Source organism: Streptomyces silvisoli (assembly GCF_029269905.1).
Lineage (GTDB): Bacteria > Actinomycetota > Actinomycetes > Streptomycetales > Streptomycetaceae > Streptantibioticus_A > Streptantibioticus_A silvisoli_A.
Genome location: NZ_JARJBC010000005.1, coordinates 343,541 through 366,959, shown reverse-complemented (window position 1 = coordinate 366,959; position 23,419 = coordinate 343,541). Strand labels below are relative to the sequence as shown.

At 70.0% G+C, this 23,419-nt stretch carries 24 protein-coding genes; 23 read left to right on the top strand and 1 reads right to left on the bottom strand.

What is annotated here, in order from left to right; translation table 11 throughout:
- Positions 1–173: 173 nt before the first annotated feature.
- Genes P3G67_RS11620 through P3G67_RS11575 form a run of 10 tightly spaced genes read left to right on the top strand, consistent with a single transcriptional unit; the run spans position 174 to position 5,562 of the window.
- The gene (locus P3G67_RS11620) at positions 174–491 is read left to right on the top strand and encodes a gas vesicle protein GvpO (RefSeq protein WP_276093370.1); all 318 of its coding nucleotides are present in this window, start codon (positions 174–176) and stop codon (positions 489–491) included.
- A 32-nt stretch (positions 492–523) separates the two neighbouring features.
- Positions 524–958 (top strand): gas vesicle structural protein GvpA, encoded by a 435-nt coding sequence (locus P3G67_RS11615; RefSeq protein ID WP_276093369.1) that lies wholly within the window; start codon positions 524–526, stop codon positions 956–958.
- Between the two features lie 3 nt (positions 959–961).
- Entirely contained in the window at positions 962–1,675 is a 714-nt protein-coding gene (locus tag P3G67_RS11610; RefSeq protein WP_276093368.1) for a GvpL/GvpF family gas vesicle protein, read from the top strand.
- A gap of 11 nt (positions 1,676–1,686) precedes the next feature.
- Entirely contained in the window at positions 1,687–1,935 is a 249-nt protein-coding gene (locus tag P3G67_RS11605) for a gas vesicle protein GvpG (RefSeq protein ID WP_276093367.1), read from the top strand.
- Between the two features lie 54 nt (positions 1,936–1,989).
- The gene (locus P3G67_RS11600) at positions 1,990–2,604 is read left to right on the top strand and encodes a hypothetical protein (protein WP_276093366.1); all 615 of its coding nucleotides are present in this window, start codon (positions 1,990–1,992) and stop codon (positions 2,602–2,604) included.
- A complete protein-coding gene (locus tag P3G67_RS11595; RefSeq protein WP_276093365.1) occupies positions 2,597–3,769 on the top strand; it encodes an SRPBCC family protein in 1,173 nt (390 codons plus the stop codon). The genes P3G67_RS11600 and P3G67_RS11595 overlap by 8 nt, the downstream gene beginning before the upstream one ends.
- A 23-nt stretch (positions 3,770–3,792) precedes the next feature.
- Positions 3,793–4,164, top strand: coding sequence for a gas vesicle protein (locus P3G67_RS11590; protein WP_269855925.1), 372 nt, complete (start codon positions 3,793–3,795; stop codon positions 4,162–4,164).
- Positions 4,154–4,981: a GvpL/GvpF family gas vesicle protein gene (locus P3G67_RS11585; RefSeq protein WP_276093364.1), complete on the top strand. Its 828-nt coding sequence runs from the start codon at positions 4,154–4,156 to the stop codon at positions 4,979–4,981. Before P3G67_RS11590 ends, P3G67_RS11585 begins: the two co-directional genes overlap by 11 nt.
- Positions 4,971–5,198 carry a gas vesicle protein gene (locus tag P3G67_RS11580; protein ID WP_276093363.1) on the top strand — a complete coding sequence of 76 codons (228 nt, stop codon included), beginning with the start codon at positions 4,971–4,973 and terminating at the stop codon, positions 5,196–5,198. Before P3G67_RS11585 ends, P3G67_RS11580 begins: the two co-directional genes overlap by 11 nt.
- A gap of 1 nt (position 5,199) precedes the next feature.
- Entirely contained in the window at positions 5,200–5,562 is a 363-nt protein-coding gene (locus P3G67_RS11575) for a gas vesicle protein K (protein ID WP_276093362.1), read from the top strand.
- An 83-nt stretch (positions 5,563–5,645) separates the two neighbouring features.
- On the opposite strand, the gene P3G67_RS11570 is transcribed toward P3G67_RS11575, so the two are convergent.
- Positions 5,646–7,349, bottom strand: a complete 1,704-nt coding sequence (locus tag P3G67_RS11570) for a PucR family transcriptional regulator (protein ID WP_276093361.1) — start codon at positions 7,347–7,349, stop codon at positions 5,646–5,648.
- A 553-nt stretch (positions 7,350–7,902) separates the two neighbouring features.
- On the opposite strand from P3G67_RS11570, the gene P3G67_RS11565 reads away from it, so the two are divergent.
- From P3G67_RS11565 to P3G67_RS11505, 13 genes are all read left to right on the top strand, one after another.
- The gene (locus P3G67_RS11565) at positions 7,903–10,224 is read left to right on the top strand and encodes an FUSC family protein (protein WP_276093360.1); all 2,322 of its coding nucleotides are present in this window, start codon (positions 7,903–7,905) and stop codon (positions 10,222–10,224) included.
- A gap of 153 nt (positions 10,225–10,377) precedes the next feature.
- On the top strand, positions 10,378–11,202 hold the full coding sequence (locus P3G67_RS11560) for an LLM class F420-dependent oxidoreductase (RefSeq protein ID WP_276093359.1): 825 nt from the start codon (positions 10,378–10,380) through the stop codon (positions 11,200–11,202).
- Positions 11,203–11,474: 272 nt separating this feature from the next.
- Positions 11,475–13,388: a molecular chaperone DnaK gene (dnaK, locus tag P3G67_RS11555; RefSeq protein ID WP_276093358.1), complete on the top strand. Its 1,914-nt coding sequence runs from the start codon at positions 11,475–11,477 to the stop codon at positions 13,386–13,388.
- Between the two features lie 9 nt (positions 13,389–13,397).
- Positions 13,398–13,910: a nucleotide exchange factor GrpE gene (locus P3G67_RS11550; RefSeq protein WP_276093357.1), complete on the top strand. Its 513-nt coding sequence runs from the start codon at positions 13,398–13,400 to the stop codon at positions 13,908–13,910.
- A gap of 4 nt (positions 13,911–13,914) precedes the next feature.
- Complete coding sequence (locus P3G67_RS11545; RefSeq protein ID WP_276093356.1) at positions 13,915–14,871, top strand: DnaJ C-terminal domain-containing protein; 957 nt, start codon at positions 13,915–13,917, stop codon at positions 14,869–14,871.
- Between the two features lies 1 nt (position 14,872).
- Positions 14,873–15,271 (top strand): chaperone modulator CbpM, encoded by a 399-nt coding sequence (locus P3G67_RS11540; RefSeq protein WP_269855915.1) that lies wholly within the window; start codon positions 14,873–14,875, stop codon positions 15,269–15,271.
- On the top strand, positions 15,262–17,898 hold the full coding sequence (gene clpB, locus P3G67_RS11535; RefSeq protein ID WP_276093355.1) for an ATP-dependent chaperone ClpB: 2,637 nt from the start codon (positions 15,262–15,264) through the stop codon (positions 17,896–17,898). The genes P3G67_RS11540 and clpB overlap by 10 nt, the downstream gene beginning before the upstream one ends.
- A 21-nt stretch (positions 17,899–17,919) precedes the next feature.
- Positions 17,920–18,381 carry a thioredoxin gene (gene trxA / locus P3G67_RS11530; RefSeq protein ID WP_276093354.1) on the top strand — a complete coding sequence of 154 codons (462 nt, stop codon included), beginning with the start codon at positions 17,920–17,922 and terminating at the stop codon, positions 18,379–18,381.
- A gap of 15 nt (positions 18,382–18,396) precedes the next feature.
- On the top strand, positions 18,397–18,660 hold the full coding sequence (locus P3G67_RS11525) for a UBP-type zinc finger domain-containing protein (protein ID WP_276093353.1): 264 nt from the start codon (positions 18,397–18,399) through the stop codon (positions 18,658–18,660).
- 35 nt (positions 18,661–18,695) lie between these two features.
- Positions 18,696–20,390, top strand: coding sequence for an FAD-dependent oxidoreductase (locus tag P3G67_RS11520; protein WP_276093352.1), 1,695 nt, complete (start codon positions 18,696–18,698; stop codon positions 20,388–20,390).
- 47 nt (positions 20,391–20,437) lie between these two features.
- Positions 20,438–20,887 (top strand): DUF1931 family protein, encoded by a 450-nt coding sequence (locus P3G67_RS11515; protein ID WP_276093351.1) that lies wholly within the window; start codon positions 20,438–20,440, stop codon positions 20,885–20,887.
- Positions 20,888–21,002: 115 nt separating this feature from the next.
- On the top strand, positions 21,003–22,724 hold the full coding sequence (locus tag P3G67_RS11510; protein WP_276093350.1) for a sensor histidine kinase: 1,722 nt from the start codon (positions 21,003–21,005) through the stop codon (positions 22,722–22,724).
- The gene (locus tag P3G67_RS11505; protein WP_269855908.1) at positions 22,721–23,398 is read left to right on the top strand and encodes a response regulator; all 678 of its coding nucleotides are present in this window, start codon (positions 22,721–22,723) and stop codon (positions 23,396–23,398) included. Before P3G67_RS11510 ends, P3G67_RS11505 begins: the two co-directional genes overlap by 4 nt.
- The last annotated feature ends 21 nt before the right edge of the window (positions 23,399–23,419 follow it).

Genomic DNA, 23,419 nt, shown 5'->3' with positions numbered 1-23,419 from the left:
GGCGTTGCGTATTGCCCCGCCGTCTCAAACCGGCGGGGCAATACGGCGATGCGCGCCACGTCGTGCGTGCGGTGCATACGTTCTGCTCGCTCGGGCAGGCGTTCGGCCAGCCGACGAGAACTCGCTAACAAGGGTCGGCACAGCACTCGATACGTGATCGATTGGGCGGAAGCATGACCACCACAGATCACAAGGCCAACAACAAGGAAAGTCGACAGCGCAAGCCGCGGGACAACGGGATCTCGTTGTCCACGGCGATGCGGGCCGCCGCACGTCAACTCGGCGAACTACTGCAGTGCCAGACAGTTCAGGTATCCGCGGTCAAAGCCACCGAGGCCGGCTGGTCGGCGAACGTCGAAGTCGTGGAGGTCGAGCGGATCCCGGAGACCACGAGTGTGATGGCCTCCTACCGGGTGGCACTCGACAGCGACGGCGAACTCATCAGCTACGAGCGGACCCGCCGATATGCGCGAGGTCAACTGGACCGCTGACGAAACACGGGAACCTGGAGGGCGAAGGAGATATGACGGTTGCACCGCAATCGAATTCAACAGCAGGCGGAAGCGGTTCGGGGAATCTGTACGACGTCCTCGAACTGATCCTGGACCGGGGGCTCGTCATCGACGCGTTCGTACGCGTCTCCCTGGTCGGCATCGAGATACTCAAGATCGACGTGCGCGTTGTCGTCGCCAGCGTCGACACCTACCTGCGGTTCGCCGAAGCGTGTAACCGCCTCGATCTGGAATCAGGCCGCAAGGCGCCGACGCAGCTCACCGACATAGTCGGCGAGGCGACGGAGAGCGGAGCGAAGGGCAAGTCCAAGGGCGCGCTGACCGGAGCGGTGGAGGCGCTGAGCGACTCCCTCCAACGGGCGGGCGATTCGGAGCCCGAGGAGCAGCCGGAACGCAGGAGCACGGCGTCATCGAGCCGCCGGACCTCACGCAGGCGGGAGGACTGAGCGATGTCGACCTACATCTACGCAATCACGTCGGCGGACCACCCGCTGCGGCTCAAGGGCATAAAGGGGGTTGGGGATCCGGCCGGCGAACTGCGTGCCCTCGGGACGCAGGCGCTCAGCGCGGTCGTCAGCGACGCCCCGGCCGGACTGCGGGCCAAGCGCCGCGACCTCGTCGCACACCAGGACGTGCTGGAACGGCTGCTGGCCGACGGAGCGGTGCTGCCGATGCGGTTCGGCCTGGTGGCCCCGGACGACGAGCAGGTGCTCACCGCGCTGGACGACCAGCGCGACGCCTACCTGGAGCGGTTGAAGGAACTCGAGGGCTGCCTGGAGTTCAACCTGAAGGCTTCCCGCGACGAGGACGACCTGTTGCGGGAGATCATCGCGGAGTCGGAAGAGGCGCGTCAGCTCAACGAGTTCACCCGGGAGAACCCCGATGCGCGCAACCAGAAGATCGCGCTCGGCGAACTGCTGTCCCGTGAAATCCAGCACCGTAATTCCGTTCAGGCCCAGCACATCGTGGACCGGTTGGCATCCCTCACGGTACGCCAGCACGCCGCCGAGCAGCAGGACTCGAACTTCCTGAACGTCTCGTTCCTGGTGAGGCGGGAGAACATGGAGTTGTTCTCGCGTGCGGTGCGGGAAGAGGCCGAGCGCCGCGGACCGGCGTATTCGCTGAGCCTGCACGGCCCTCTGCCGCCGTACAGCTTCGTCTGAGACTGTTGGTGATGGGACTCGTCACGCGGATTCTGACGCTTCCGCTCGCCCCCGTGGAAGGCGCGGTGTGGGTGATCGACCAATTGGTGCTCACCGCGGAGCGGGAGTGTCACGATCCGGCGCCGCTACGGCGGCAACTGGCCATCCTGGAACAGCGGTTGCTCGACGGTGAGATCGATGAAGCCGAATTCGACAGACTGGAGGACGAGTTGCTCGACCAGATCGAGTGGCTCGAACTCCATCGCCGCGGCGGCGCGTAGCACATCCCCTGCGCCAACCGCCGTGAAAGCGAAGGAGAACGAGGTGGACGACAGATGATGAACAACGCCAAGATCGGCCTCGCCGTAGTCGGCGGGTATTTTCTCGGGCGTACGAAGAAGGCGAAGATGGCCATCGGTTTGGGCATGTTCCTCGCCGGGCGCAAGCTGCGCCTTGAACCCCTCAGGCTGAACAAGATGATCGCCGGTTCCCCGGTGCTCAGCGGCCTGAGTGACCAGGCCCGCGACCAGCTGGTGGACGCCACCAAGTCCGCCGCCTCCGCCGCCCTGGCCAAGCGGATCAACGGCCTTGCCGATTCGCTCCACGAGCGCACCCTCCAGCTTGACGCACCCAGCGGTGCGGCGGACGACGACCGCGACGACCCGGCCGACAGGAACGACGGGCAGGAAGAAGGCGTCAGCGGGAGCAACTCCTCCGCAGCGGATTCGTCGCCCCGCCGCAAGGCGGCCAAGTCTCCCCGAGCCACACGTTCCAAGGCCGGCTCGGCGTCGGCCACGGCCCGGCGCACCGCTGGCAAGTCCGCGAGCGACACTGCGGCTTCCAGCGCGCGCAGGACCAGCTCCGCGGCGCGCAGGACCGCGGCCGCCGGCCGCAAGACGGCCAGCCGCGGCACGCGCAGGACCAGTGAGCGTGGGGGCGGCGATGACTGAGTCCACCACGACAAAGGTCCGGGACCTGCTGGAGCAGAACCCCGCCACCGCCCGGCTCAAGGACGAACTCCAGGAATACCTGCAGGCGCGCGCGGAACACGCGCTGGCCGACCTGGGCCACAAGCTGGGCGAGGGCATCAGCAGGTTCGCCGAGCCCGGGCAGGGCTCCGGACGGCTCGCCGCAAGCCTGGCGAAGGGCGGCAAGGCGCTGAGCGAGGGGAAGACACCCGCGCAGGCGGTGACCGCGCTGGGCAAGTCGCACCTCAAGGACGCCCTGACCGACAAGGTCAAGGGCCTCTTCGGCAAGGGCCGCAAGGGCGGCGGGGGCAAGTCCAAGAGCGTCACGATCACCGAGGACATCGACGTCGGTGTGCCGGCCCGCGAGGCCTATAACCAGTGGACGCAGTTCCAGGAGTTCAGCACGTTCGCCAAGGGCGTGGTGAGCGTGGAGAAGACGGACGACACCAGTAGCAACTGGACCGTGAAGGTAGCCAAGTCCACCCGGAGTTGGACGGCGAACGTCACCGAGCAGGTCCCCGACGAGCGGATCGCCTGGACGACATCGGGCCCAAAGGGGACGATCAAGGGCGTCGTGACGTTCCATCCCCTCAGCGACAACCTGACCCGCGTCCTGCTTGTCATCGAGTACTTCCCCAAGGGGCTGTTCGAGAAGACCGGGAACATCTGGCGGGCGCAGGGCCGACGGGCACGCCTGGATCTCAAGCTCTACCGCAAGTTCATCATGCTGCGCGGTGAGGCCACCGACGGCTGGCGCGGCGAGATACGCGACGGCAAGGTGGTCAGGGACCACGAGGACGCCGAGGAGCGGTCCGCTGAGCAGCACCCGGCTGAGGAGCAGGCCGAGGACGACGCGGAGGTCGACGTCGACCCGCCGCATGAGGCGGTGCGGGACGACGAGCCGGAGGACGCGGAGCGGTTCGACGACGTCGATGACTTCGACGACGAGGACATGGGCCCGGACGAGGACGAGGACGATCTGGCCGAGGACGACGAGTACGCCGACGACCCGGAAGGCGACCTGGTGGACGAGGTGGACGAGGAGGAGGAACCCAACCGGCACGAACACGACGAAGACACTGGCGAAGCGGAGCGACGGGACGACACCGGTCGTCGCGGTCAGGCGGCGGACGCCGGCCGACGCTGACGAGCCGATGGGACTGATGACACATGGCTGACTTGCTTCAGGGCCGCACCGCCTCCGAGCGCATGTCGCCCTACGACCGGCAGGGTTCGGCGGCGAACCTCGCGGACATCCTGGAACGGGTCCTGGACAAGGGCGTGGTGATCGCGGGCGATATCCGCATCAACCTGCTCGACATCGAACTGCTGACCATCAAGCTCCGGTTGGTGGTGGCCTCGGTCGACAAGGCGAAGGAGATGGGAATCGACTGGTGGGAGCATGACCCCTCACTCTCCTCTCGCGCCCGTACCAGCGACCCCGAGGTGACTTCGGGGGACGAGCGACTCGCGGTGGAGAACGAGCGACTGCGAGCCGAGGTGAGTCGGCTGCGTGCCAGGGAGATCGAAGATGAGCGATGACCGGGTGAGCTACGTCTACGCCGTGGGGAAGCGCGGACCGGCGCTCGAATCAGCCGCCACCGTGGGCGCCGCCGCGTCCGGCCACCGCGCGCTGCGTACCGTCTGCGAGGGCGGCTTGGGCGCGCTGGTGTCCAGCGTGCCCGCCGAGCAGTTCACGGAAGAGGGCGTCAAGTACCAACTGGAGAGCCTCGATCAGCTGGAGGTGATCGCCCGGGCCCATCACGCCGTGGTGGCCGCGGCGTGGGAGCACACGACCGTACTGCCCATGCGGCTTGCCACGGTGTTCCTCGACGACACGCGGGTCGCGGACATGCTGCGCGAGCGTGCTCACGACCTCGCGCGGCTGCTTGAGCAGTTGGAGGGGCATGTGGAGTGGGGAGTGAAGGTGTACGCCGACCCCGGGGCCGCGCCCACCACCGCCGCAGCGCCGGTGGCCACCGTCTCGGTCGGCTCCAGTCCCGGTCGCGACTACCTCCGGCAGCGCCGCGCCCGACGTCAGGCGCACGAACAGGCACTGCGCGCGGCGGACGCGGTCGCGGCCCGGGTGGCCGGTGCCGCAAGGGAGGTTGCCAGTGCGGGAGTTGAGCACCGCCCACAGCAGGACGGTCCGGTCAGCGCCGGGCAGGGTGAGAACGTGGCGAACTACGCGTTCCTCGTGCCCTCTGAGCACACGGCGCGCTTCCAGCGAGCCGTGCGGTCCCAGGCCGCCGACGCGCCTGGGGTGCGGATCGAGATCACGGGGCCGTGGGCTCCGTACTCCTTCGCCACGACGGACGCTCACGACGGCTCGCGGACCGAAGACAACGATGGACGTTGAACCGACCGCGCCGGGCGCGCCGGTCCGCGACGCAGACACCGCCCTCGTCGGTCGGCATGTCGCGCTCATCGACCTGCTGGACCGACTGCTGGCCGGTGGTGTGGTCCTGACCGGTGATCTGGTGCTGTCCATCGCCGACGTGGACCTGGTACGGATCAACCTGCGCGCGGTCATCGAATCGATCACTGATGGCACCGTCGGCGGCTGGGAGCCTTGAGATGTGTGAACCGACCGGAGTGTGTGCCCGTCCAGACGGTGGGGCCGCCGAACGACTCGCCTTGGACCCGGACACCGTGGAACGCGACCTGGTCAGGCTTGTCCTGACCGTCGTGGAGTTGCTCCGCCAGCTCATGGAGCGCACCGCGATCCATCGTGTCGACGTCGGTGACCTGAGCGAGGAGCAGGAGGAGCGGGTCGGTATGACGCTCATGCTCCTGCAGGACCGGATGTCCGAGCTGTGTGGCCGCTACGGGCTGACGATGGACGACCTCAACCTCGACCTCGGGCCGCTGGGTTCGCTGCTGCCGCGCGCCGGTGACGAGCCGGTGCTCGGTGGCCCTTCCGGTCAGTCGGGAGGCTGACGTCAGCCGCCCTCCCCCGCGACGGGCGCGCCGTGCGACCTGCCGGCGCCGCCGGGTGGTACCGGTGGAACCCCGTCGTGTTTTCACAGCGGCGGTCTGGTGATGACGTTCCAGATGCGGGCCGCGACATGCAGGTTGAGTCGGACCTCGATATCGGTGATGTCGAGGCCGGAGATCTCCCGGATGCGACGCAGCCGGTACCGCAACGTGCTGCGGTGGATCGCCAGCGTCGCCGCGGTGCTGTCGTAGCTGCTGTTCTCCAGATAGGCGGTGAGTGTTGCGACGAGGTCGCCGTGGTGCACCTGGTCGTAGTCGATGAGGGGGCCGAGCCACTCACGTACGAACTGCTCGGTGTGCGCGTCGTGGTCACTGGTGCGCAGCACCCGGTAGAGACCGAGCCGGTCGAAGGCGATCAGGCCGCGGGGGTCTTGGGAGTTCTGCCGGATCTCCAGGGCGCGCAGCGCCTCCTGGTAGGAGTGGGAGAAGTCGGACGGGGCGTCGCACTGGCCGCCGACCGCGATCACACCGTCCGCGGAGCCGAGTTCCTTCGCCACATCCTCGTAGAACGCGTCCCCGACGGCCGGGCCGCGGACGATCAGTACCGCCGCACCTGACCGGCGTCCCAGCAGGACGTCGTGCCGCCCTGCCGCGGCTGCCCGACCGACCGCGGCGGTGACCGTTCCGGAGCCCCACGGCCCCGTCCACCTGACGACCACCACGTGGTGGGCCCCGTGCAGGTCGTGGCCGACCGCCTCGGACCGGGCGAAGGCGCTCTGCTCGTCCGTCCCGGTCACCAGGTCCTCGACCAGATCGCACTGCATGCGCAGTTCGGCATCAGCCAGGCTGCGCACGTGGGAGAGTTCGCGGGCAAGCACCGTGCCAGCCTGGTCCAGCGCGAACGTCTCGGTCTCCCCCGCCTGGTGCTGCGGGTCGGCCAGTACGAGGACGCCGAGCACCTCCCCGCGCGATCGCACCACGCCGACCAGGAGGTCCCGATCGCGCACCGGCCCGCGCTCGCGCTCGGCGCGGCGCAGCACCGCCGTCCGGCGCGCGGGGGCCAGTCCGGTGGGCCGAGCCGAGCCCTGGGGCCCGGCCCAGGCCCGCAGATTGCCGAACCGGTCCTCGGCCCGGGTGGGGAAGCCGGTCAGCTCGTGCAGTAGGTGCACGATGCCCGGCTCGCCCTCGCCCGAGACCGAGACCCGGCTGAGCGCCTCGTGTATCACCATCCGGCGTTGGAGCTCGGCCACGGCGCTCCGCAGGCACGCGTTGACCGCGGTCACGCCGTTGTTGATCAGCCGCAGTTGCCGTACACGCTCGCGCTCACCCTCGCACTCCTGGACGTGATCCAGCGCGGCGGCCGTCTGACGGGCCAGGAGGGTGACGAGGTGCGTGTCGTCATCGGCCGGGGCCGTGGGCGACCGTACGACGAGGTAGCCGAGGCAGCTACTGCGGTTCCGCAGCGCCAGGGCCCGGGCCCAGCCGAATCCCGGCAGGTCGAGCGCGGTGTCCTGGCCGCCCAGTGCGCGTACTCCGGCATCCATCGCGTGGTCCTCGGGCTCAAGCGCGGAGGTCCCGCCGCGCCGCAGCTCCCCGTCGTGCGCCAAGTAGCCCACAGCGGTCAGGGAACTGCCCAGTGAGGCGATCCAGGAAGCGGCGAGTTTCAGGACGTCGTTCTCGTCCCGGCCGTTGAACATCGTCGGCGCCAGCTCGCAGAGGCTGGCCATCCTGCCCAGGCACTGCTCGGCCCGCGCGTTCGGCGGCGTGCCCTTCACCGGGATGGCGTTCATGCCGTCTCCTTCCCAAAGAGCGCGGCGCTGGTCGTGCGGCCCGTGGGCCGTACGGGCTGCGCACCGCGGGTCGGCCGGGCCCCTGTGCCAGCGAAGGAGCCCTGGTCAGGCAAGGGGCCTCGACCTGCGAGGGTGAGTCACTATGTGCGTTTTGTCCCCTTAGGCCCATGTCTCGGCTACCCGCCCCGCGCAGGCTGACACAAGAGCAGGCTGAAACAAGAAAGGAGATACCTGCCCGCGCCGCCCGGGTCACCCCGCCGGAACCTTCCGGCGAAGAAGCTGCCCGGGCCCAAGCGTCCGACGACCGGACGGACGAAGCCGCCGCCCACCGACCGGGGGCCGAAGCGCTCTGCTCGGCGCGGCGCAGCCCACGCAGCCCTGGCAGCCCGAACCGCCGGCCGACTCCCGGCCCACCGAGTCCCGAACACCGTCCGGTGGGGCACAGGCGACCCGACGACCCGGACATCCGAAAGGCGGAGCCACGGACCAGCACACCCGAAGCGGACGAGCGCTCGCCTGGACGTCACAGGCAGCGGAGGCGTGGCGGCGGGCGGTGGACCGCGTCATCGCCTCCGATCCAGGGCTCATCCGATTCCTGAGCGCCGCCCGCATCGTCACGGCGATCCTGCTGTGCGCCGCGCTGCTGGCCGCGTCGCACTACCCCCCGCGGACGGTGGTCACCGGTGCGACGGCGGCGGAGGTCTTCTCCTTCGCGGTCTCGGCCACGAACCGCAGGGAACAGGCCGTGACACTGGCCGTCGGCCTGCCCACCGGCTTGGCCGCGCTGACGGTCGGCACCCTGATCGCACCGAACCGCCCGCTGGCCGACCTGATGTGCGTGGTGGTGGTCTTCCTGGCCGCCTACTCCAGGCGGTTCGGCAAGCGGGGCAGTGATCTGGGTGTCATCGCCTTCCAGATGTACTTCATCTCCCTGTTCGTGCGCACGGGACCGGAGGTGGTGGCCCAGGAGAGCACCGTGCTGGTGATCGGCTGGTGTTCCGCCGTGGTGGTGCGGTTCGCCGTGGTGCGCGTCTCCCCGCAACGCACTCTGCTCCGCCTGTGCGAGTCCTTCCGGGCCCGGCTCCTGCAGTTGATCGACTCGTTGATCGAGGTGGCCGAACAGGGGCCCGACGCCCCTACGGCCGAACCGGCGATGCGCAGACTCCGGCGGCGTACGGCGCGCCTGCACCAGGCCGCGCTGATGATCCAGGACCACCTGGACGAGGGGATCAGGGATCCCGCGGTCGCGGCCGATGTGCAGCGGCGCATCGCCGATGCCGAGGTCGCCGCCGAGCGGCTGGGGGCCATGCTGCTGGGGGCGTTGGGCAGGCCGGGTGCCAATCCGGTGGCCCATGACCTGACCGACCGTCTCGTGGCGGGCCGGCCGCCCGAGCAAGTGCCGCTGGAGGTGGCGCGGCCGGACCTGGTGCGCCGCCTCGTTGCCGACCTCAGGGCGCTGCGGGAGATCGCCAGCCGCACCGCGGTCAACGACCAGGGCGTCGGCCTGAAGATCGTCCGCGACAGGCTGCTCGGCTACCGGGATCCCGAGCGACTCCCCGAGGCTCCGGCGCCGGTGCGGGACGTCTTCAGGGCGATCGGGGAACTCAGTCGTGGGCTGATGGGACTGCGCATCGCACTCGCCGGTCCCGACGACAGCCCGGACGACAGCCCGGAGGCGGCGCGCTCGCGCGAGGAACTGCAGACGGAAGAGGCGGTACTGGAAGCGGAGGACACCGCGCAGCGGGCGGCGAGCCGACAGACCGAGCCAACCGGCATGCGCCGGGCGAGCACCCGCGTCGCCGTGCAGGTCGCCGTCGCTTCGGCGTTGGCCATCCTGGGCGGCGAACTGCTGTCCCCGCAGCGCTGGTCCTGGGCGGTCCTCACCTGCTGGGTTGTGTTCGTGAACACCTCCTCCAGCGGCGAGATCCTGGTCAAGGGCTACCGCCGGATCACCGGAACACTGATCGGCGTGTTGGCTGGGATCTGGCTGGCCGACCTCGTCGGCAACGAACCCTGGACGGCCTTCGCGCTGCTCATGCTGTGTGTCTTCGGCAGCTTCTGCACCACCGCGACGACCTATGCGCTGTCGTCCTTCTTCGTCACGGCCATGCTCTGCCTGCTGTACACACTGCTGCACAGCCTCACGCCCGGACTGCTGGAGCTACGGCTCGGGGAGTCGGCGATCGGAGCCGCCTGCGCCATCCTCGCTGGCACGCTCGTCCTGCCCGTACGCACCTACGAACGCACCGAGCAGCAGGTCCGCGAAGTCCTGGGGCGGCTGCGGGAGGTGACCGGGCAGGGCGTCGCGGAGCTCAGCGGTGGCCGGCCGGTGGATCTGCTGGAACGAGCCCGGACGCTGGACAACGCCCTGGACGAGTTGCGGACCGCCACCCAGCCGCTGCGGCACCCGATCACTCCGCTGCGCAACCGCCGAAGGATCACCCGATACGTCCTGGGGCTGCTGGAGACGGCCGCCTACCACGCGCGCAGCCTGGCGGCCATGGCACAACTGGCCACGGGACGTCGCACGATGAGGTCCGACGTACGGCTGCGGGAGGCCGCCCAGCGTGTCGACCGCAACCTCGACGCGCTCATCACCTGCCTGGAAAGCGGCGGCAACTGCCGAGAGCCGCTCGACACCGGCGCGAAACCGCTGTTCGGACGCTGGCGGCGCACGTCGTCGGCCGTCCGCGAGCCGCGCCCGGAGGCACGGCAGACGGAGGAGCCGGACACGACCGCCGCACAGGCACTACGTCATCTACAGCGGGTCGACGAGGAGGTCGTCGGCCTGGCCCGCCCGCTGGGCATGCGACTCGACACCGACCAGCGGGAGCCATCCGGCCGCCACGACGACGCCGAGGTCATCGCCGCCTGAGGCAACGGGCGCTCCGGACGGCCACGCGGGGCGTGCCGCCGGTGCCCGAGTGTCCGCAGGCCTGATGATCGTTGCCAGACGGACGGGTCCCGGTACCCGGCGCAGTGAGCGCCGCGGGTCGGTCGCGTCCCGCCATCGAGCAGAGGAGCTGCCATGAAGTTCGGGATCTCAACCTTCCTCACCGATCAGGGCATCACGCCGACCGCACTGGCACCAGCCGTCGAGGAACGCGGATTCGACTCGCTGTTCATCGCCGAGCACACCCACATCCCGGTGGAGCGTCGTACCCCCTACCCGTTCGGTGGGGAGCTGCCGGAGAAGTACTACCGCACCCTGGACCCCTTCGTCGCGCTGAGCGCCGCGGCGGTGGTCACCGAACGGCTGCTCGTCGGCACGGGCATCGCCCTGGTGGTGCAGCGGGACCCGATCATCACGGCGAAGGAGGTCGCCTCCCTGAACCTGGTCTCGGGCGGGCGCACCATCTTCGGGGTGGGAGTGGGCTGGCTGCGTGAGGAGATCGAGAACCACGGCACCAACCCGGCCACCCGCGGCCGGCTGGTCGACGAGCGGTTGCGTGCCATCAGGGAGCTGTGGACCAAGGAGAAGGCCGAGTTCCACGGCGAGTTCGTGGACTTCGACCCGGTGTACAGCTGGCCCAAGCCGGTGCAGCACCCGCACCCGCCGATCTACGTGGGTGGCGGCGAAGCCGCGTTCCCACGGATCGCGGAGCTCGGTGACGCCTGGATCGCCAACGTCATGCCCCCGGAGGAGCTCCGTCAGCGGATGGAGCGCCTGCGCGGCATGGCGAACCGCGATGTGCCAGTGACGGTGGCCTACACGCCCGCGGATCCCGAGTTGCTGGAGGGCTTGCGCAAGGTGGGGGTCGACCGGGTGCTGCTGGACCTGGAGACGATGCCGGAGCGGGAGTCGTTGGCGGAGTTGGACCGGCTGTCCGAGATCGCCGCCAGCTTCCGCTGAACGGCCGAGCAGCGAAGCGCCGCCGGTCCTCGGACGCGAGCCGCGATCGGCCGCCGGGACGGATCCGGCCCCGCGGAGCTCGCCTCCGGGGCCGGAAAGCGGCAGGCCACCGCTCCCCCTCGACCTGGCAGGTCGGTACGGCGGGCGTAATTCGTCCCCGCGGGGCCATGTCAGCGGCCGCCCGGTTCGAGCACGCTGGCAGAAGGTGCGATGGGATCCCACCCGATGGATCGCGCCGTCCGCAGGGGGGAGTAACGATCTAGGAGTGCCAGATGGCCAAGGCAGTCGGGATCGATCTGGGTACCACGAACTCGGTGATCGCCGCGTGGGAAGGCGGTGAGGCGTCGGTCATCCCCAATTCCGAAGGCTCCCGCACCACTCCTTCCGTGGTCGCGTTCACGGACACCGGGGAGCGCCTGGTGGGGCAGCTGGCCCGTCGGCAGGCGATCCTCAACCCCAAGGGGACGATCTATTCGGCGAAGCGCTTCATCGGCCGCCGCTTCGACGAGGTGACCGAAGAGGCCAAAGCGGTGGGCTTCGACGTCGTCGAGGGGCCCGGCGGGCTGGCCCGCTTCGAGGTACGCGGCAAGCAGTACGCGCCCGAGGAGATCAGCGCCCTGGTGCTGCGCAAGCTCGCCGAGGACGCGGGCAAGACCCTGGGTGAGAAGGTCACGGAAGCGGTCATCACCGTGCCCGCCTACTTCAACGACGCCCAGCGCACGGCTACCAAGGACGCCGGGAAGATCGCCGGCCTGGAAGTGCTGCGCATCATCAACGAGCCGACCGCGGCGGCACTGGCCTACGGGCTGGACAAGAAGGGCCATGAGACGGTGCTGGTCTTCGACCTCGGCGGCGGCACCTTCGACGTCAGCCTGCTGGACGTGGGCGACGGCGTGGTGGAGGTCCGCTCGACGGCCGGTGACACCCACCTGGGCGGCGATGACTTCGACCGGCGGTTGGTGGACCACCTGGCGGACGCCTTCCAGCGGGAGAACGGGATCGACCTGCGCAGCGACCCGCAGGCCCTGCAGCGGTTGTTCGAAGCGGCCGAGAAGGCCAAGGTCGAGCTCAGCTCGGTCACCCAGACCCAGGTCAACCTGCCGTTCATCACGGCGGACGCCTCCGGCCCCAAGCACCTGACCGAGACGATCCGGCGCTCCACCTTCGAGCAGATCACCGCCGACCTGGTGGAACGCTGCCTGGACCCGGTGCGCCAGGCGATGAGCGACGCCAAGGTGACCGAGAACGACATCGACGAGGTCATCCTGGTCGGCGGCTCGACCCGCATCCCCGCGGTTCAGGCGCTGGTGCGCAAGCTCACCGGCGGCAAGGAACCGAACATGAGCGTCAACCCCGACGAGGTGGTGGCGATCGGCGCGGCCATCCAGGCCGGAGTGCTCAAGGGCGAAGTCAAGGACGTGCTGCTGCTCGACGTCACCCCGCTGTCCCTCGGCGTGGAGACGCGCGGCGGCGTCATGACGAAGATCATCGACCGGAACACCACCATCCCGGTCCGGCGCTCCGAGACGTTCTCCACGGCGGACGACAACCAGCCCGCGGTCGACGTGGTGGTGCTGCAGGGCGAGCGCGAACGGGCGGCGGACAACCGCGTTCTGGGCCGCTTCCGGCTGGAGAACATCCGCCCGGCGCCGCGCGGCGAGCCGCAGGTCGAGGTGACCTTCGACGTCGACGCGAACGGCATCCTCAACGTCAGCGCCAGGGACAAGGACACCGGCGCCGAGCAGGGGATCACCATCAGCGAGAGCTCCAACCTGGACCGCAGCGAGGTCGAACGGATGGTCTCCGAGGCCGAGCGCAACCGCGCCGAGGACCAGTCCCTGCGCCAGGCGGTGGACGCACGCAACGAACTCGACGCGGTCGCCTACCAGGTGGAGCGGCGGCTGAGCGAACTGGGTGACTCCGTCCCGCAACACGAGAAGGCACGCGCGGAGATGCTGGTCTCCGAGGCCCGTCAGGCCGTCAAGGAGGAAGCGACGGTGGACCGGGTCCGCGGCCTCACCTCCGAGTTGCAGCAGATCTACCACGGACTCGCCAGCCGCCGGCCCGGCACCCCGCCAGAAGGCGGCGGACCGGCCGAAGAGGGCGGGCCGGCCGAAGAGGGCGGGCCGGCCACCGGCGAGGGGCCCGACGAGGACGTCGTCGACGCCGAATTCGATCGGGGATGAGGCACCGCCATGTCCGAGCATGAGGACCAGCACCCGCCGGACGAACAGGCGACGCGGCAGCCGACCGGCCAGGACGAGGAGTCGGCCGCCACCCCCACCGTCGAGGAACTGGACGACCGCTGGCGCCGGGCGATGGCGGAGCTGGACAACCAACGCAAGCGGCATATCCGTGAGTTGCAGCAGGTGCGGGACGCCGAACGCGGGCGGGTCGCCGCCGCCTGGCTCCCGGTGGTCGACAACCTCGAACTGGCGCTGTCGCACGCCGAGGCCGACCCCGGCTCCGTCGTCGAAGGGGTGAGGGCGGTGCGCGACCTGGCCGTCCAGATCCTCAAGGACCTCGGATACCCGCGTCATGACGAGACGGATGTGCCGTTCGACCCCACCAGGCACGAGGTGGTCACGGTGGTCGACGAGCCGGACACCGCGCCGGGCACCGTGGTGCGGGTGCTCCGGCCCGGATACGGCGACCCCGATCGGCAACTTCGGCCAGCGGCCGTGGCCGTGAGCCGGAAACAGGAGTGACGGCATGGCGCGCGATTACTACGAAGTGCTGGGTGTGTCGCGCAATGCGAGCGCGGACGAGATCCAGCAGGCCTTCCGCAAGCTCGCCCGCCAGAACCACCCGGACATCAACAGCGACCCGGCCGCCGAAGAGCGGTTCAAGGAGATCAACGAGGCATACCAGGTGCTGTCCGACCCGAAGACACGCGCACGGTACGACCGCTTCGGTGCGGACTTCCGGCAGATTCCGGAGGACTACGACGAGCGGGTGGCCGCGGGCGCCGGATTCGGTGGTGGCGGCGGTCGGGTCCGCTGGACCACCGGCGGTGCGCCCGGCGGCGGAAGGGCTCGGGTCTACACCAGTGGTGAGGGCTTCGAGGGCGCCGGAATCAACATCGAGGACCTGTTCGGCGGTATTTTCGGCGGCCGCGGCGCCCCCGGCCCGATGCCGGGCGCCGACCAGGAGGCCGAACTCCGGCTCACCGTGGAGGAGGCACACCGCGGCGGCAAGCGGAAGGTGACCATCGGCGGCCCGGAGCACCCTCGCACCTACGACGTGGACATACCGCCCGGTGTGGTCGACGGCCAGCGGATCCGGCTCGCTGGAGAAGGCGGCCGGGGCATGGGCGACGGCCCCGCCGGCGACCTGTACCTGAGGGTGCGGATCCTCCCCCACAAGCGGTACCGGCTGTCCGGACGCGACATCCATGTCGACCTGCCGGTGGCCCCGTGGGAGGCGGCCCTGGGCGCGACCGTGCCACTGGCGACGCCGAGCGGCACCGCCAAGGTCACCGTCCCGCCCGGCTCCTCCAGCGGCCGCCGACTGCGGCTGCGCGGGGAAGGCATGCCCAACCCGAAGGGCAGGCCGGGCGACCTGTACGCCCACATCCGAATAGCGGTCCCGCCCTCGCCGACTCCCAAGGAGAAGGAACTGTTCGAGGAGTTGGCCGCCGTTTCGACCTTCGACCCGAGGAGGCAGTGAGATGAGCGTCCGTCCCACGCCGACCGCGGCACAGCGCGCACGGGAGACGGCAACGGTCCACTACCCGCTGACCCGGCCGTACCGGCTCAGCCTTGACGTCGTCGCCCGCCGCAGCGGCCTGCACCCCGACCTGGTCCGCCGGTTCGTCGCGCTGAGCCTGGTGGACGCCGCCCGGGACGCCTCCGGGGAGCTGTGGTTCGCCGCGACCGCACCGTCCGCCATCGCCCGTGTCCAACGACTGCGGACCGGACTCTGTCTCAACTACGCCGCGATCGGGCTGGTCCTGGACCTACTTGACCGGATCGAGTCCTTGGAGACCGAACTGCGCCGCGTGAACGCCGCCCATCCGCGAGCCGACGCACCCATCGGACAGCGAAGGAGTGGACCGCCGTGGACATGAACCGACTCACCCAGAAGTCCCAGGAAGCGCTGCAGGAAGCACAGACCACGGCAACGGGGATGGGCCACACCGAGGTCGACGTCGAACATCTGCTGCTCGCCCTGCTCGCCCAGGGCGACGGCCTCGTACCGCGCCTGGTGGAGCAGTGCGGTGCCAACCTCGACGCACTCCGGGCGGACGTACGCGGCGACCTGGAGAGGCGCCCCAAGGTCACCGGTCCGGGCGCCACACCAGGGCAGGTGTACGTCACCCAGCGGCTCGCCCGGCTGCTCGACACCGCCGACCGGGAGGCCAAGCGGCTGAAGGACGAGTACGTCTCGGTCGAGCACCTGATCCTTGCGATGATCGACGAGGGCAGCGCCACCCAGGCCGGCCGCCGCCTCAAGGAGCACAACGTCACCCGGGAAACCTTCCTGTCCGCGCTGACCCAGGTACGCGGCGCCCAGCGGGTGACCTCCGCGACGCCCGAGGGCGCGTACGAGGCGCTGGAGAAGTACGGCCGGGACCTGGTCGCCGAGGGCCAGGCCGGCAAGCTCGACCCGGTGATCGGCCGCGACGCGGAGATCCGCCGCGTGATCCAGATCCTCAGCCGTAAGACGAAGAACAACCCGGTCCTCATCGGCGACCCCGGCGTCGGCAAGACGGCCATCGTCGAAGGGCTCGCACAGCGCATCGTGCGCGGGGACGTTCCCGAAGGCCTGCGCGACAAGACGATCTTCGCGCTGGACATGGGCTCGTTGGTGGCGGGCGCCAAGTACCGGGGCGAGTTCGAGGAGCGCCTCAAGGCGGTACTGGCCGAGGTGAAGGCCGCGGAGGGCCGGATCCTGCTGTTCGTGGACGAACTCCACACCGTGGTGGGCGCGGGCGCCGCCGAGGGCGCCATGGACGCGGGCAACATGCTCAAGCCGATGCTGGCCCGCGGCGAGTTGCACATGATCGGCGCCACCACACTGGACGAGTACCGCAAGCACATCGAGTCCGACGCCGCTCTGGAGCGGCGCTTCCAGCCGGTGATGGTGGACGAGCCCAGCGTCGAGGACACCATCTCCATCCTGCGCGGGATACGCGAACGCCTTGAGGTCTTCCACGGCGTCAAGATCCAGGACAACGCCCTGGTCGCCGCGGCGACCCTCAGCCACCGCTACATCACCGACCGCTTCCTACCGGACAAGGCGATCGACCTGGTCGACGAGGCCTGTGCCCGGCTGCGCACCGAAATCGACTCCCTGCCAGCCGAGTTGGACGAGCTCACCCGCCGGGTCACCCGGCTGGAGATCGAGGAGGCCGCGCTGTCCAAGGAGGACGACCCGGCCAGCAAGGCCCGACTTGAGGAACTGCGCCGCGAGTTGGCCGACCTACGGGCCGAGGCGGACGCCAAGCACGCGCAGTGGGACGCCGAGCGGCAGGCCATCCGGCGCGTCCAGGAACTGCGCCAGGAGCTCGAACAGGCCCGCCACGAAGCCGAAGAGGCCGAGCGGAACTACGACTTGAACCGGGCCGCGGAACTCCGCTACGGCAAGATCGCCGAACTGGAGCGCAAACTCGCCGCCGAGGAGCAGCAACTCGCCACCAAACAGGGCGAACAGCGGCTGCTGCCAGAGGTGGTCACCGAGAACGAGATCGCCGAGATCGTCGCCGCCTGGACCGGCATCCCGGTGGCCCGGTTGCAGGAGGGCGAGCGGGAGAAGCTGCTGCGGCTGGACGAGATCCTGCGTGAGCGGGTCATCGGCCAGGACGAGGCCGTACAACTGGTCGCCGACGCCGTCATCCGGGCCCGCTCCGGGATCCGCGACCCGCGTCGGCCCATCGGCTCGTTCATCTTCCTGGGACCGACCGGTGTCGGCAAGACCGAGCTCGCCAAGACGCTGGCGGCCGCGCTGTTCGACAGCGAGGACGCCATGGTGCGCCTCGACATGAGCGAGTACCAGGAGAAGCACACCGTCAGCCGCCTGATGGGAGCACCCCCCGGCTACGTCGGATACGAGGAGGGCGGCCAGCTGACCGAGGCCGTGCGCCGCAAGCCGTACTCGGTGGTGCTGTTCGACGAGATCGAGAAGGCGCACGCGGACGTCTTCAACACCCTGCTCCAGGTGCTCGACGACGGCCGGATCACCGACGCCCAGGGCCACACCATCAACTTCCGTAACACGGTCATCATCATGACCTCCAACCTCGGCTCCCAGCATCTGCTGCAGGACGCCACCGCGGGCGGCGAGATCAAGCCCGAGGTGCGGGAGTTGGTCATGGCCGAGTTGCACGCCCACTTCCGGCCCGAGTTCCTCAACCGGGTCGACGACGTGGTGCTGTTCCGGCCACTGGGCCTCGCCGAGATCGAACGGATCGTCGACCTGCTCTTCGACGAGCTGCGCAAGCGGCTGGCAGAACAGCAGATCACCCTGGAACTGACCGAGGAGGGCCGCCGCCTCATCGCCCAGGAGGGCTTCGACCCCGTCTTCGGGGCCCGGCCACTGCGCCGCTTCATCTCGCACGAGGTGGAGACCAAGATCGGCCGTGCTCTGCTCCGCGGCCAGATCCGTGAGGGCATCACGGTGGTGGTCACCGCTCACGACGGCGAGTTGGTGGTGGAGCTCCCCGATGCCACGCAGCAACAAGCCAAGGCCGCGTGACCGCGGCCGTCAGGAGGCATCATGAGCGGCACCGCACACCCGCGGACGCAGACCGTCAGGTGCGGGAACTGCGGGAGGACCAACCGGATTCCGGCCGCCGCGGACGGCACCCCCAAGTGCGGAAACTGCCACCAGGCGCTGCCGTGGATCGTTGACGCCACCAGCCAGGACTTCGCCGAGGTCGCCGAGCAGTCGACGCTGCCGGTCCTGGTGGACCTGTGGGCCACCTGGTGCGGCCCCTGTCGGATGGTCAGCCCCGCGCTGGAGCGGGTGGCGCGCGACATGGCCGGCCGGATCAAGCTGGTCAAGGTGGACATCGACAAGTCTCCACAGTTGCAGCAGCGGTTCGGTGTGCAGGCCGTCCCGACCCTCCTCATCCTCGACCAGGGCAGGGAGATCTCCCGGCAGACCGGCGCCGCACCGCCCAACGTGCTGCGGGACTGGGTGGAGCAGACGCTCTCCCGCCGCGCCCAACCCGCTTGACTCCCGGAGGCAACCATGACCGTCCTTCACGACCCCCATCTGAGCCTGGTCCGCGACGTCGTTCCGAGGACCCCCGACGGATGCGAGGAGTGCCTCAGGCTCGGCATGGGCTGGGTGCACCTGCGCCTCTGCCTCACCTGCGGACACGTCGGCTGCTGCGACTCCTCGCCGGGCCGGCACGCCAGGGCGCACGCCGCCGCCATCGGACACCCCATCGTCCGTTCGCTGCAACCGGGCGAGCACTGGCGCTGGTGCTTCGCACATGAGGCGTTCGTGTGAGCGGCCGGGCACCGGACCGGGGAGAGGGAGCCGTCATGGGCGGCGGCGACGCCGTGCGCGCTGACGAGACGCCCGACACACACGGTGCGTACCCCCGGCTTTCCGACCAGCAGATCGAGGTGCTGGCCGCATGCGGCGACAAGCGGAAGGTGGAGGCCGGTGAAGTCCTCTTCCGCGAGGGCCAGGTCTGCACCGAGTTCATCGTCGTGCTCAGTGGCAAAGTGGCGATCCTGGAGGGATACGGAGTCGACGAACGCGTGCTGCGGATACACGGCCCGCGGCGCTTCCTCGGCGAACTCGCGCTCCTGGAAGGCCAGGCCGCGTTCTTCACCGCCGTGGTCGTCGAAAGCGGGACGGTCCTCGTGGTGGATGCCGGCGAACTGCGCGCGCTACTGGCCAGCGAACCCGCCCTCGGCGACCTGATATTCCGCGCCTATCTGCTGCGGCGTTCCGAACTGGTGGGGCAGGGCACCGGCTTCCGGATCGTCGGCTCGGGCTACTCGTCCGACACCCGCCGACTGCTTGAGTTCGCCGCCCGCAACCGCCTTCCGCACCGGTGGATCGACCTGGAGAAGGACAAGGGGGCGGAGTCACTGCTCAAGCGGCTGGGCATCCCCGCCTCCGACACGCCCGTGGTCGTGCTCAACAGCAGCCGGGTACTGCGCAATCCGGGCAACGCCGAGCTGGCCCGCGCCCTCGGCATGCGCTCCGCCGAACCCAACGACCACGTACGTGACCTGCTGGTCGTGGGCGCCGGACCGGCCGGGCTCGCCGCCGCTGTCTACGGGGCCTCCGAAGGGCTGCGGACCACCGTGCTGGAGGGAGTGGCCACCGGAGGCCAGGCGGCCACGTCCTCCCGGATCGAGAACTACCTCGGCTTCCCCGCTGGAATCTCGGGCGCCGAACTCGCCGAGCGGGCTGTTGTGCAGGCGACCCGGTTCGGTGCCGGGATCACCGTTCCGGTACAGGCGGTCGGGCTGGAGCGGAGGGAAGGCCACTACGTCGTCTCCCTTGACGAGGAGGGCCCGGCCATGGGCCGGACGATCGTGCTCGCCACCGGTGCCCACTACCGTCGGCTGAACGTCCCCCACATCGACGAACTGGAGGGCCTGGGCGTGTACTACGCGGCCACGCTCGTGGAGGCCCGCAGGTGCCGTGCCGATCCCGTCGCGGTGGTCGGCGGGGGCAACTCGGCCGGGCAGGCCTCCCTCTTCCTCGCCCGGCAGGTGCCGAAGGTCCACCTGCTGGTGCGCGGTGGCGACCTCGGCGCCAACATGTCCCGCTACCTCGTCGACCGGATCGAGCGGCATCCGGGAATCGACGTCCAGTTGCACACCGAAGTGCGTGAGGTGCACGGGGACCGCTCCGTGGAGTCGGTGACCGTGGAGGACAACCGCACCGGGGACCGTCGCACCCTGCCGGTACGAGCACTCTTCATCTTCATCGGGGCCGAGCCGTGCACCACATGGCTGGAGGGTGCGGTCTGCCTGGATTCGCACGGCTTCGTGGAGACGGGTCAGGACGCCGCCACGAACACCCAGGAGAACGACTGGAGTTACCTGGGCCGGTCCCCCATGGCGCTGGAGACCAGTAGGCCGGGCATCTTCGCCGTCGGAGACGTACGCAGCGGCTCGATCAAGCGGGTGGCCTCCGCCATCGGCGAGGGAGCGATGGCCGTACGCCTGATCCACGAGCGTCTCAGGGAGGTGGGAGTTTCCGCCCAGGACTGACCTCGATCGGGCCGACACAGCCCAACCCACCTCAGGAGGTGATCGGTATGCCCGTCATGGGTGTGACCAAGTTCGAACGCTTCTTTCGGGCCGCGGCCGGACTCTCCGTCGACAAGAACGACCTCAAGCGCTACGCCGACTTCATCGACCAGAAGCTCTACGACTTCTTCCTCATCGCCCAGGCCAAGGCCAAGGCCAACGGTCGGGACATCATCGAACCGCAGGACCTTCCCATCACCAAGGGACTGCAGGAGAGCATCCACGCCTTCAAACAGCTCGACCAGGAGATCGAACTACAGCCGCTGCTCGACCAGTTGGCCACCCACCCCGCACTGGAACTGTCGGCCAGCGAGGAGACACAGAACAGACTCCCGGCCATCGCGGGCGGGCTGAGCCTGGCGATGGCGAAGTCGTTCCGGATCATCGCCCCGGACCGCACCCACCCGCTCACCCCGGAGTGGGAGCAGGTCCTCGGCCTGTTCGACCTGCTGCTGTAGCCGTTGCCGAGCCATGCGTTGACGTGTTCGGCGCCCTGCCTCTGTCTTTCGGTAGAGCGCAGATCGCCCGTGAGGTTCACGTCTGTGTAGCGGTGGGACGTCGATACTGGTCAGCGTGTCGCTCACCAGCCCCTTCCGCCGTTTCACCCGCTGCCGCCCGTTCGCCGCGCCGTCCCCCCGCGGATCCGTGTCGCCGGTGGTGGAGGTGGTCGGCGCGGCGCTGGCGACTGCGGGCCTGTACGCGGTGGCCGTGCGTCTCGACTACCTGCCGCACCCGGGATTCCAGCTGCTGGCGGTTCCCGCCGGTGCCGTGCTCCTGCCGCTGCGTCGTCGGCTTCCTGGCGCGGTGCTGCTGGTGCTCGCGGTGCTCACCGGCACGCTGCCCTGCCTCGGGCCGGTCACGGCGGCGACCGCGTACAGCGTGGCCCGCCGCACGGTTCGGGCACGTAGGCGGGCCCGACTCCTCGGTGCGGCCGGTCTCCTCTGCGTGCTGTCCGCGACGGCGGTCGCCCCCTGGTTCGGCCCCGGATCGGTGCCGTACGGGGTGGCGCTGGGGCTGGTCCTCGCGGTGACCGCGGTGGTCGTGCCCGGCCTGGTCGGCACGGCGTACGGACAGCAGGGCCGACTGGTCAGGGCGCTTCGTGAGCGCGGTGACGCGGCGGAACGGGCCAGGCGGCTCGCCGACAGCGAGGCGCGTGTCCAGGAGCGGTCCCGCATCGCCGCCGAGATGCACGACATGGTCGGCCATCGGCTCAGCCTCGTCTCGCTGTACGCCGGCGGACTGGAGCTGGCCTTGGACCGCGCTCACCCAGAGCTGCGCGAGGAGGCCGTCCTGGTACGGCATACCACCCAGGACGCGATGCGTGAGTTGCGGCAGGCGCTCGGGGTGCTCGGGCCGCTCGGCCGGGACACCGGGCCGGACGCGCTCACCGACGCGACCGGCACCCGCGCGGGCATCGAGGCGCTGGTGGCGGAGTCCCGCGACGGGGGAATCGCCGTCCAGCTCGACTGGAGGGGAGCGGATCTCGGCAACCGCTCGGAGCGGGTTCGCCGCGCGGTGCACCGGGTCGTACGGGAGGCGCTGACCAATGTGCACCGGTATGCGACGGCGGCGCATGTCACGGTGCGGGTCGTGCACGGTGACGAGACGGTGCGGGTCACCGTCCGCAACGGTGCGCCGCCGAAGCCGTCGGCCCCTGCCGAGGACATGGGCACGGGGCGCGGCCTCGCCGGTCTGCGGGAGCGGGTCGAACTGCTCGGCGGCAACTTCGACGCCGCTGCGCTGCCGTCCGGCGGATTCCAGGTGGAGGCGGTCGTGCCGACCGAGCCCGGTGAGATTGTCGCCGCGGAACGACCCGGCACCGGGCCTGCCTCGACCGGACCGACGGCAGACACCGCTTCGTCCGGTGGCGCGGACCGCGTCGGGCGCCAGGACTCCGTTCAGCTCGGCCGCCGGACGGCCGAGGCGCTGACGCTCGCCTTCGGGATGGTGGCACTGTGTGTGCTGATGGTCCTCGGGATCGGCTTCGTGTTCGTCGGCCACCCGCGAGGCACGGGGCCGCCCCCGCTGCCCCACATCGGCATGAGCTTCCAGGACATGGCCAGGGACGGCGTGGTGGACAACCTGGCCGTGCGGGCCGCGGCCACCGGTCGCGAACCGTCCCGTCCCGCTGGCACGGTCGGCTGCGTCTACCCGTTCAACGGGGCCACCGAGAGCCGCCCCGACGGCTTGGTCGTTGCCCGCTACTGCTTCGACACCGCACACCGTCTGATCGCCATCGACCGTTTCACCGTCCCGCTGGTTCGGGACGCCGCGCCCTGGGAGATCGCCCCGTGACCGAGCCCGCCCGGCCGATCCGTGTCCTGCTCGCCGACGACGAGGCGATGGTCCGGCACGGGGTCCGGCTGATCCTCCGGCACGCCGACGGGATCGACGTCGTCGCCGAAGCCGCCGATGGGCACCAGGCCGTGGACGCGGCTGCCGCTCACCGTCCCGACGTGGCGCTGGTGGACATCCGGATGCCGGTGTGCGACGGGCTGAGCGCGATCGCGCCGTTGCTGGCCCTGGATCCGGCGCCGCGTGTGGTGATGCTGTCGACCTTCGGTGACGAGGACAACGTGGTCCGGGCGCTGGGCGAGGGCGCCTCGGGCTTCCTCCTGAAGGACGAGGGCCCCCAGGAGCTGATCAGCGCGGTACGGGCGGCTGCCGCCGGTGACGCCGTGCTCTCTCCCGGCGTCACCGGTTCGGTGATCGCCCGGATGCTGCGCGGCGGCGGATCCGGGCTGGCCCGGTCCGCTGTCGGGGACGAACGGATCGCCCGGCTCACCTCCCGGGAGCGGGAGGTCCTCGTGATGCTCGGCGAGGGACTTTCCAACCACGACATCGCCGAGCGGCTCGGCATTGGGATCGGGACCGTGAAGACGCACGTCGGCGCGATCTTGGACAAGACCGGTTCGGCGAGCAGGGTGCAGGCGGCGCTGCTCGCCCACCGGGCGGGTCTGGTCTCCTGACGGACGTCGCCACGGCACTCG

Bases quoted from the DNA above. Each gene is read 5' to 3' on its own strand.
- P3G67_RS11620 (WP_276093370.1), top strand. From the start codon at position 174: ATGACCACCACAGATCACAAGGCCAACAACAAGGAAAGTCGACAGCGC.
- P3G67_RS11615 (WP_276093369.1), top strand. From the start codon at position 524: ATGACGGTTGCACCGCAATCGAATTCAACAGCAGGCGGAAGCGGTTCG.
- P3G67_RS11610 (WP_276093368.1), top strand. From the start codon at position 962: ATGTCGACCTACATCTACGCAATCACGTCGGCGGACCACCCGCTGCGG.
- P3G67_RS11605 (WP_276093367.1), top strand. From the start codon at position 1,687: ATGGGACTCGTCACGCGGATTCTGACGCTTCCGCTCGCCCCCGTGGAA.
- P3G67_RS11600 (WP_276093366.1), top strand. From the start codon at position 1,990: ATGATGAACAACGCCAAGATCGGCCTCGCCGTAGTCGGCGGGTATTTT.
- P3G67_RS11595 (WP_276093365.1), top strand. From the start codon at position 2,597: ATGACTGAGTCCACCACGACAAAGGTCCGGGACCTGCTGGAGCAGAAC.
- P3G67_RS11590 (WP_269855925.1), top strand. From the start codon at position 3,793: ATGGCTGACTTGCTTCAGGGCCGCACCGCCTCCGAGCGCATGTCGCCC.
- P3G67_RS11585 (WP_276093364.1), top strand. From the start codon at position 4,154: ATGAGCGATGACCGGGTGAGCTACGTCTACGCCGTGGGGAAGCGCGGA.
- P3G67_RS11580 (WP_276093363.1), top strand. From the start codon at position 4,971: ATGGACGTTGAACCGACCGCGCCGGGCGCGCCGGTCCGCGACGCAGAC.
- P3G67_RS11575 (WP_276093362.1), top strand. From the start codon at position 5,200: ATGTGTGAACCGACCGGAGTGTGTGCCCGTCCAGACGGTGGGGCCGCC.
- P3G67_RS11570 (WP_276093361.1), bottom strand. From the start codon at position 7,349: ATGAACGCCATCCCGGTGAAGGGCACGCCGCCGAACGCGCGGGCCGAG.
- P3G67_RS11560 (WP_276093359.1), top strand. From the start codon at position 10,378: ATGAAGTTCGGGATCTCAACCTTCCTCACCGATCAGGGCATCACGCCG.
- dnaK (WP_276093358.1), top strand. From the start codon at position 11,475: ATGGCCAAGGCAGTCGGGATCGATCTGGGTACCACGAACTCGGTGATC.
- P3G67_RS11550 (WP_276093357.1), top strand. From the start codon at position 13,398: ATGTCCGAGCATGAGGACCAGCACCCGCCGGACGAACAGGCGACGCGG.
- P3G67_RS11545 (WP_276093356.1), top strand. From the start codon at position 13,915: ATGGCGCGCGATTACTACGAAGTGCTGGGTGTGTCGCGCAATGCGAGC.
- P3G67_RS11540 (WP_269855915.1), top strand. From the start codon at position 14,873: ATGAGCGTCCGTCCCACGCCGACCGCGGCACAGCGCGCACGGGAGACG.
- trxA (WP_276093354.1), top strand. From the start codon at position 17,920: ATGAGCGGCACCGCACACCCGCGGACGCAGACCGTCAGGTGCGGGAAC.
- P3G67_RS11525 (WP_276093353.1), top strand. From the start codon at position 18,397: ATGACCGTCCTTCACGACCCCCATCTGAGCCTGGTCCGCGACGTCGTT.
- P3G67_RS11520 (WP_276093352.1), top strand. From the start codon at position 18,696: ATGGGCGGCGGCGACGCCGTGCGCGCTGACGAGACGCCCGACACACAC.
- P3G67_RS11515 (WP_276093351.1), top strand. From the start codon at position 20,438: ATGCCCGTCATGGGTGTGACCAAGTTCGAACGCTTCTTTCGGGCCGCG.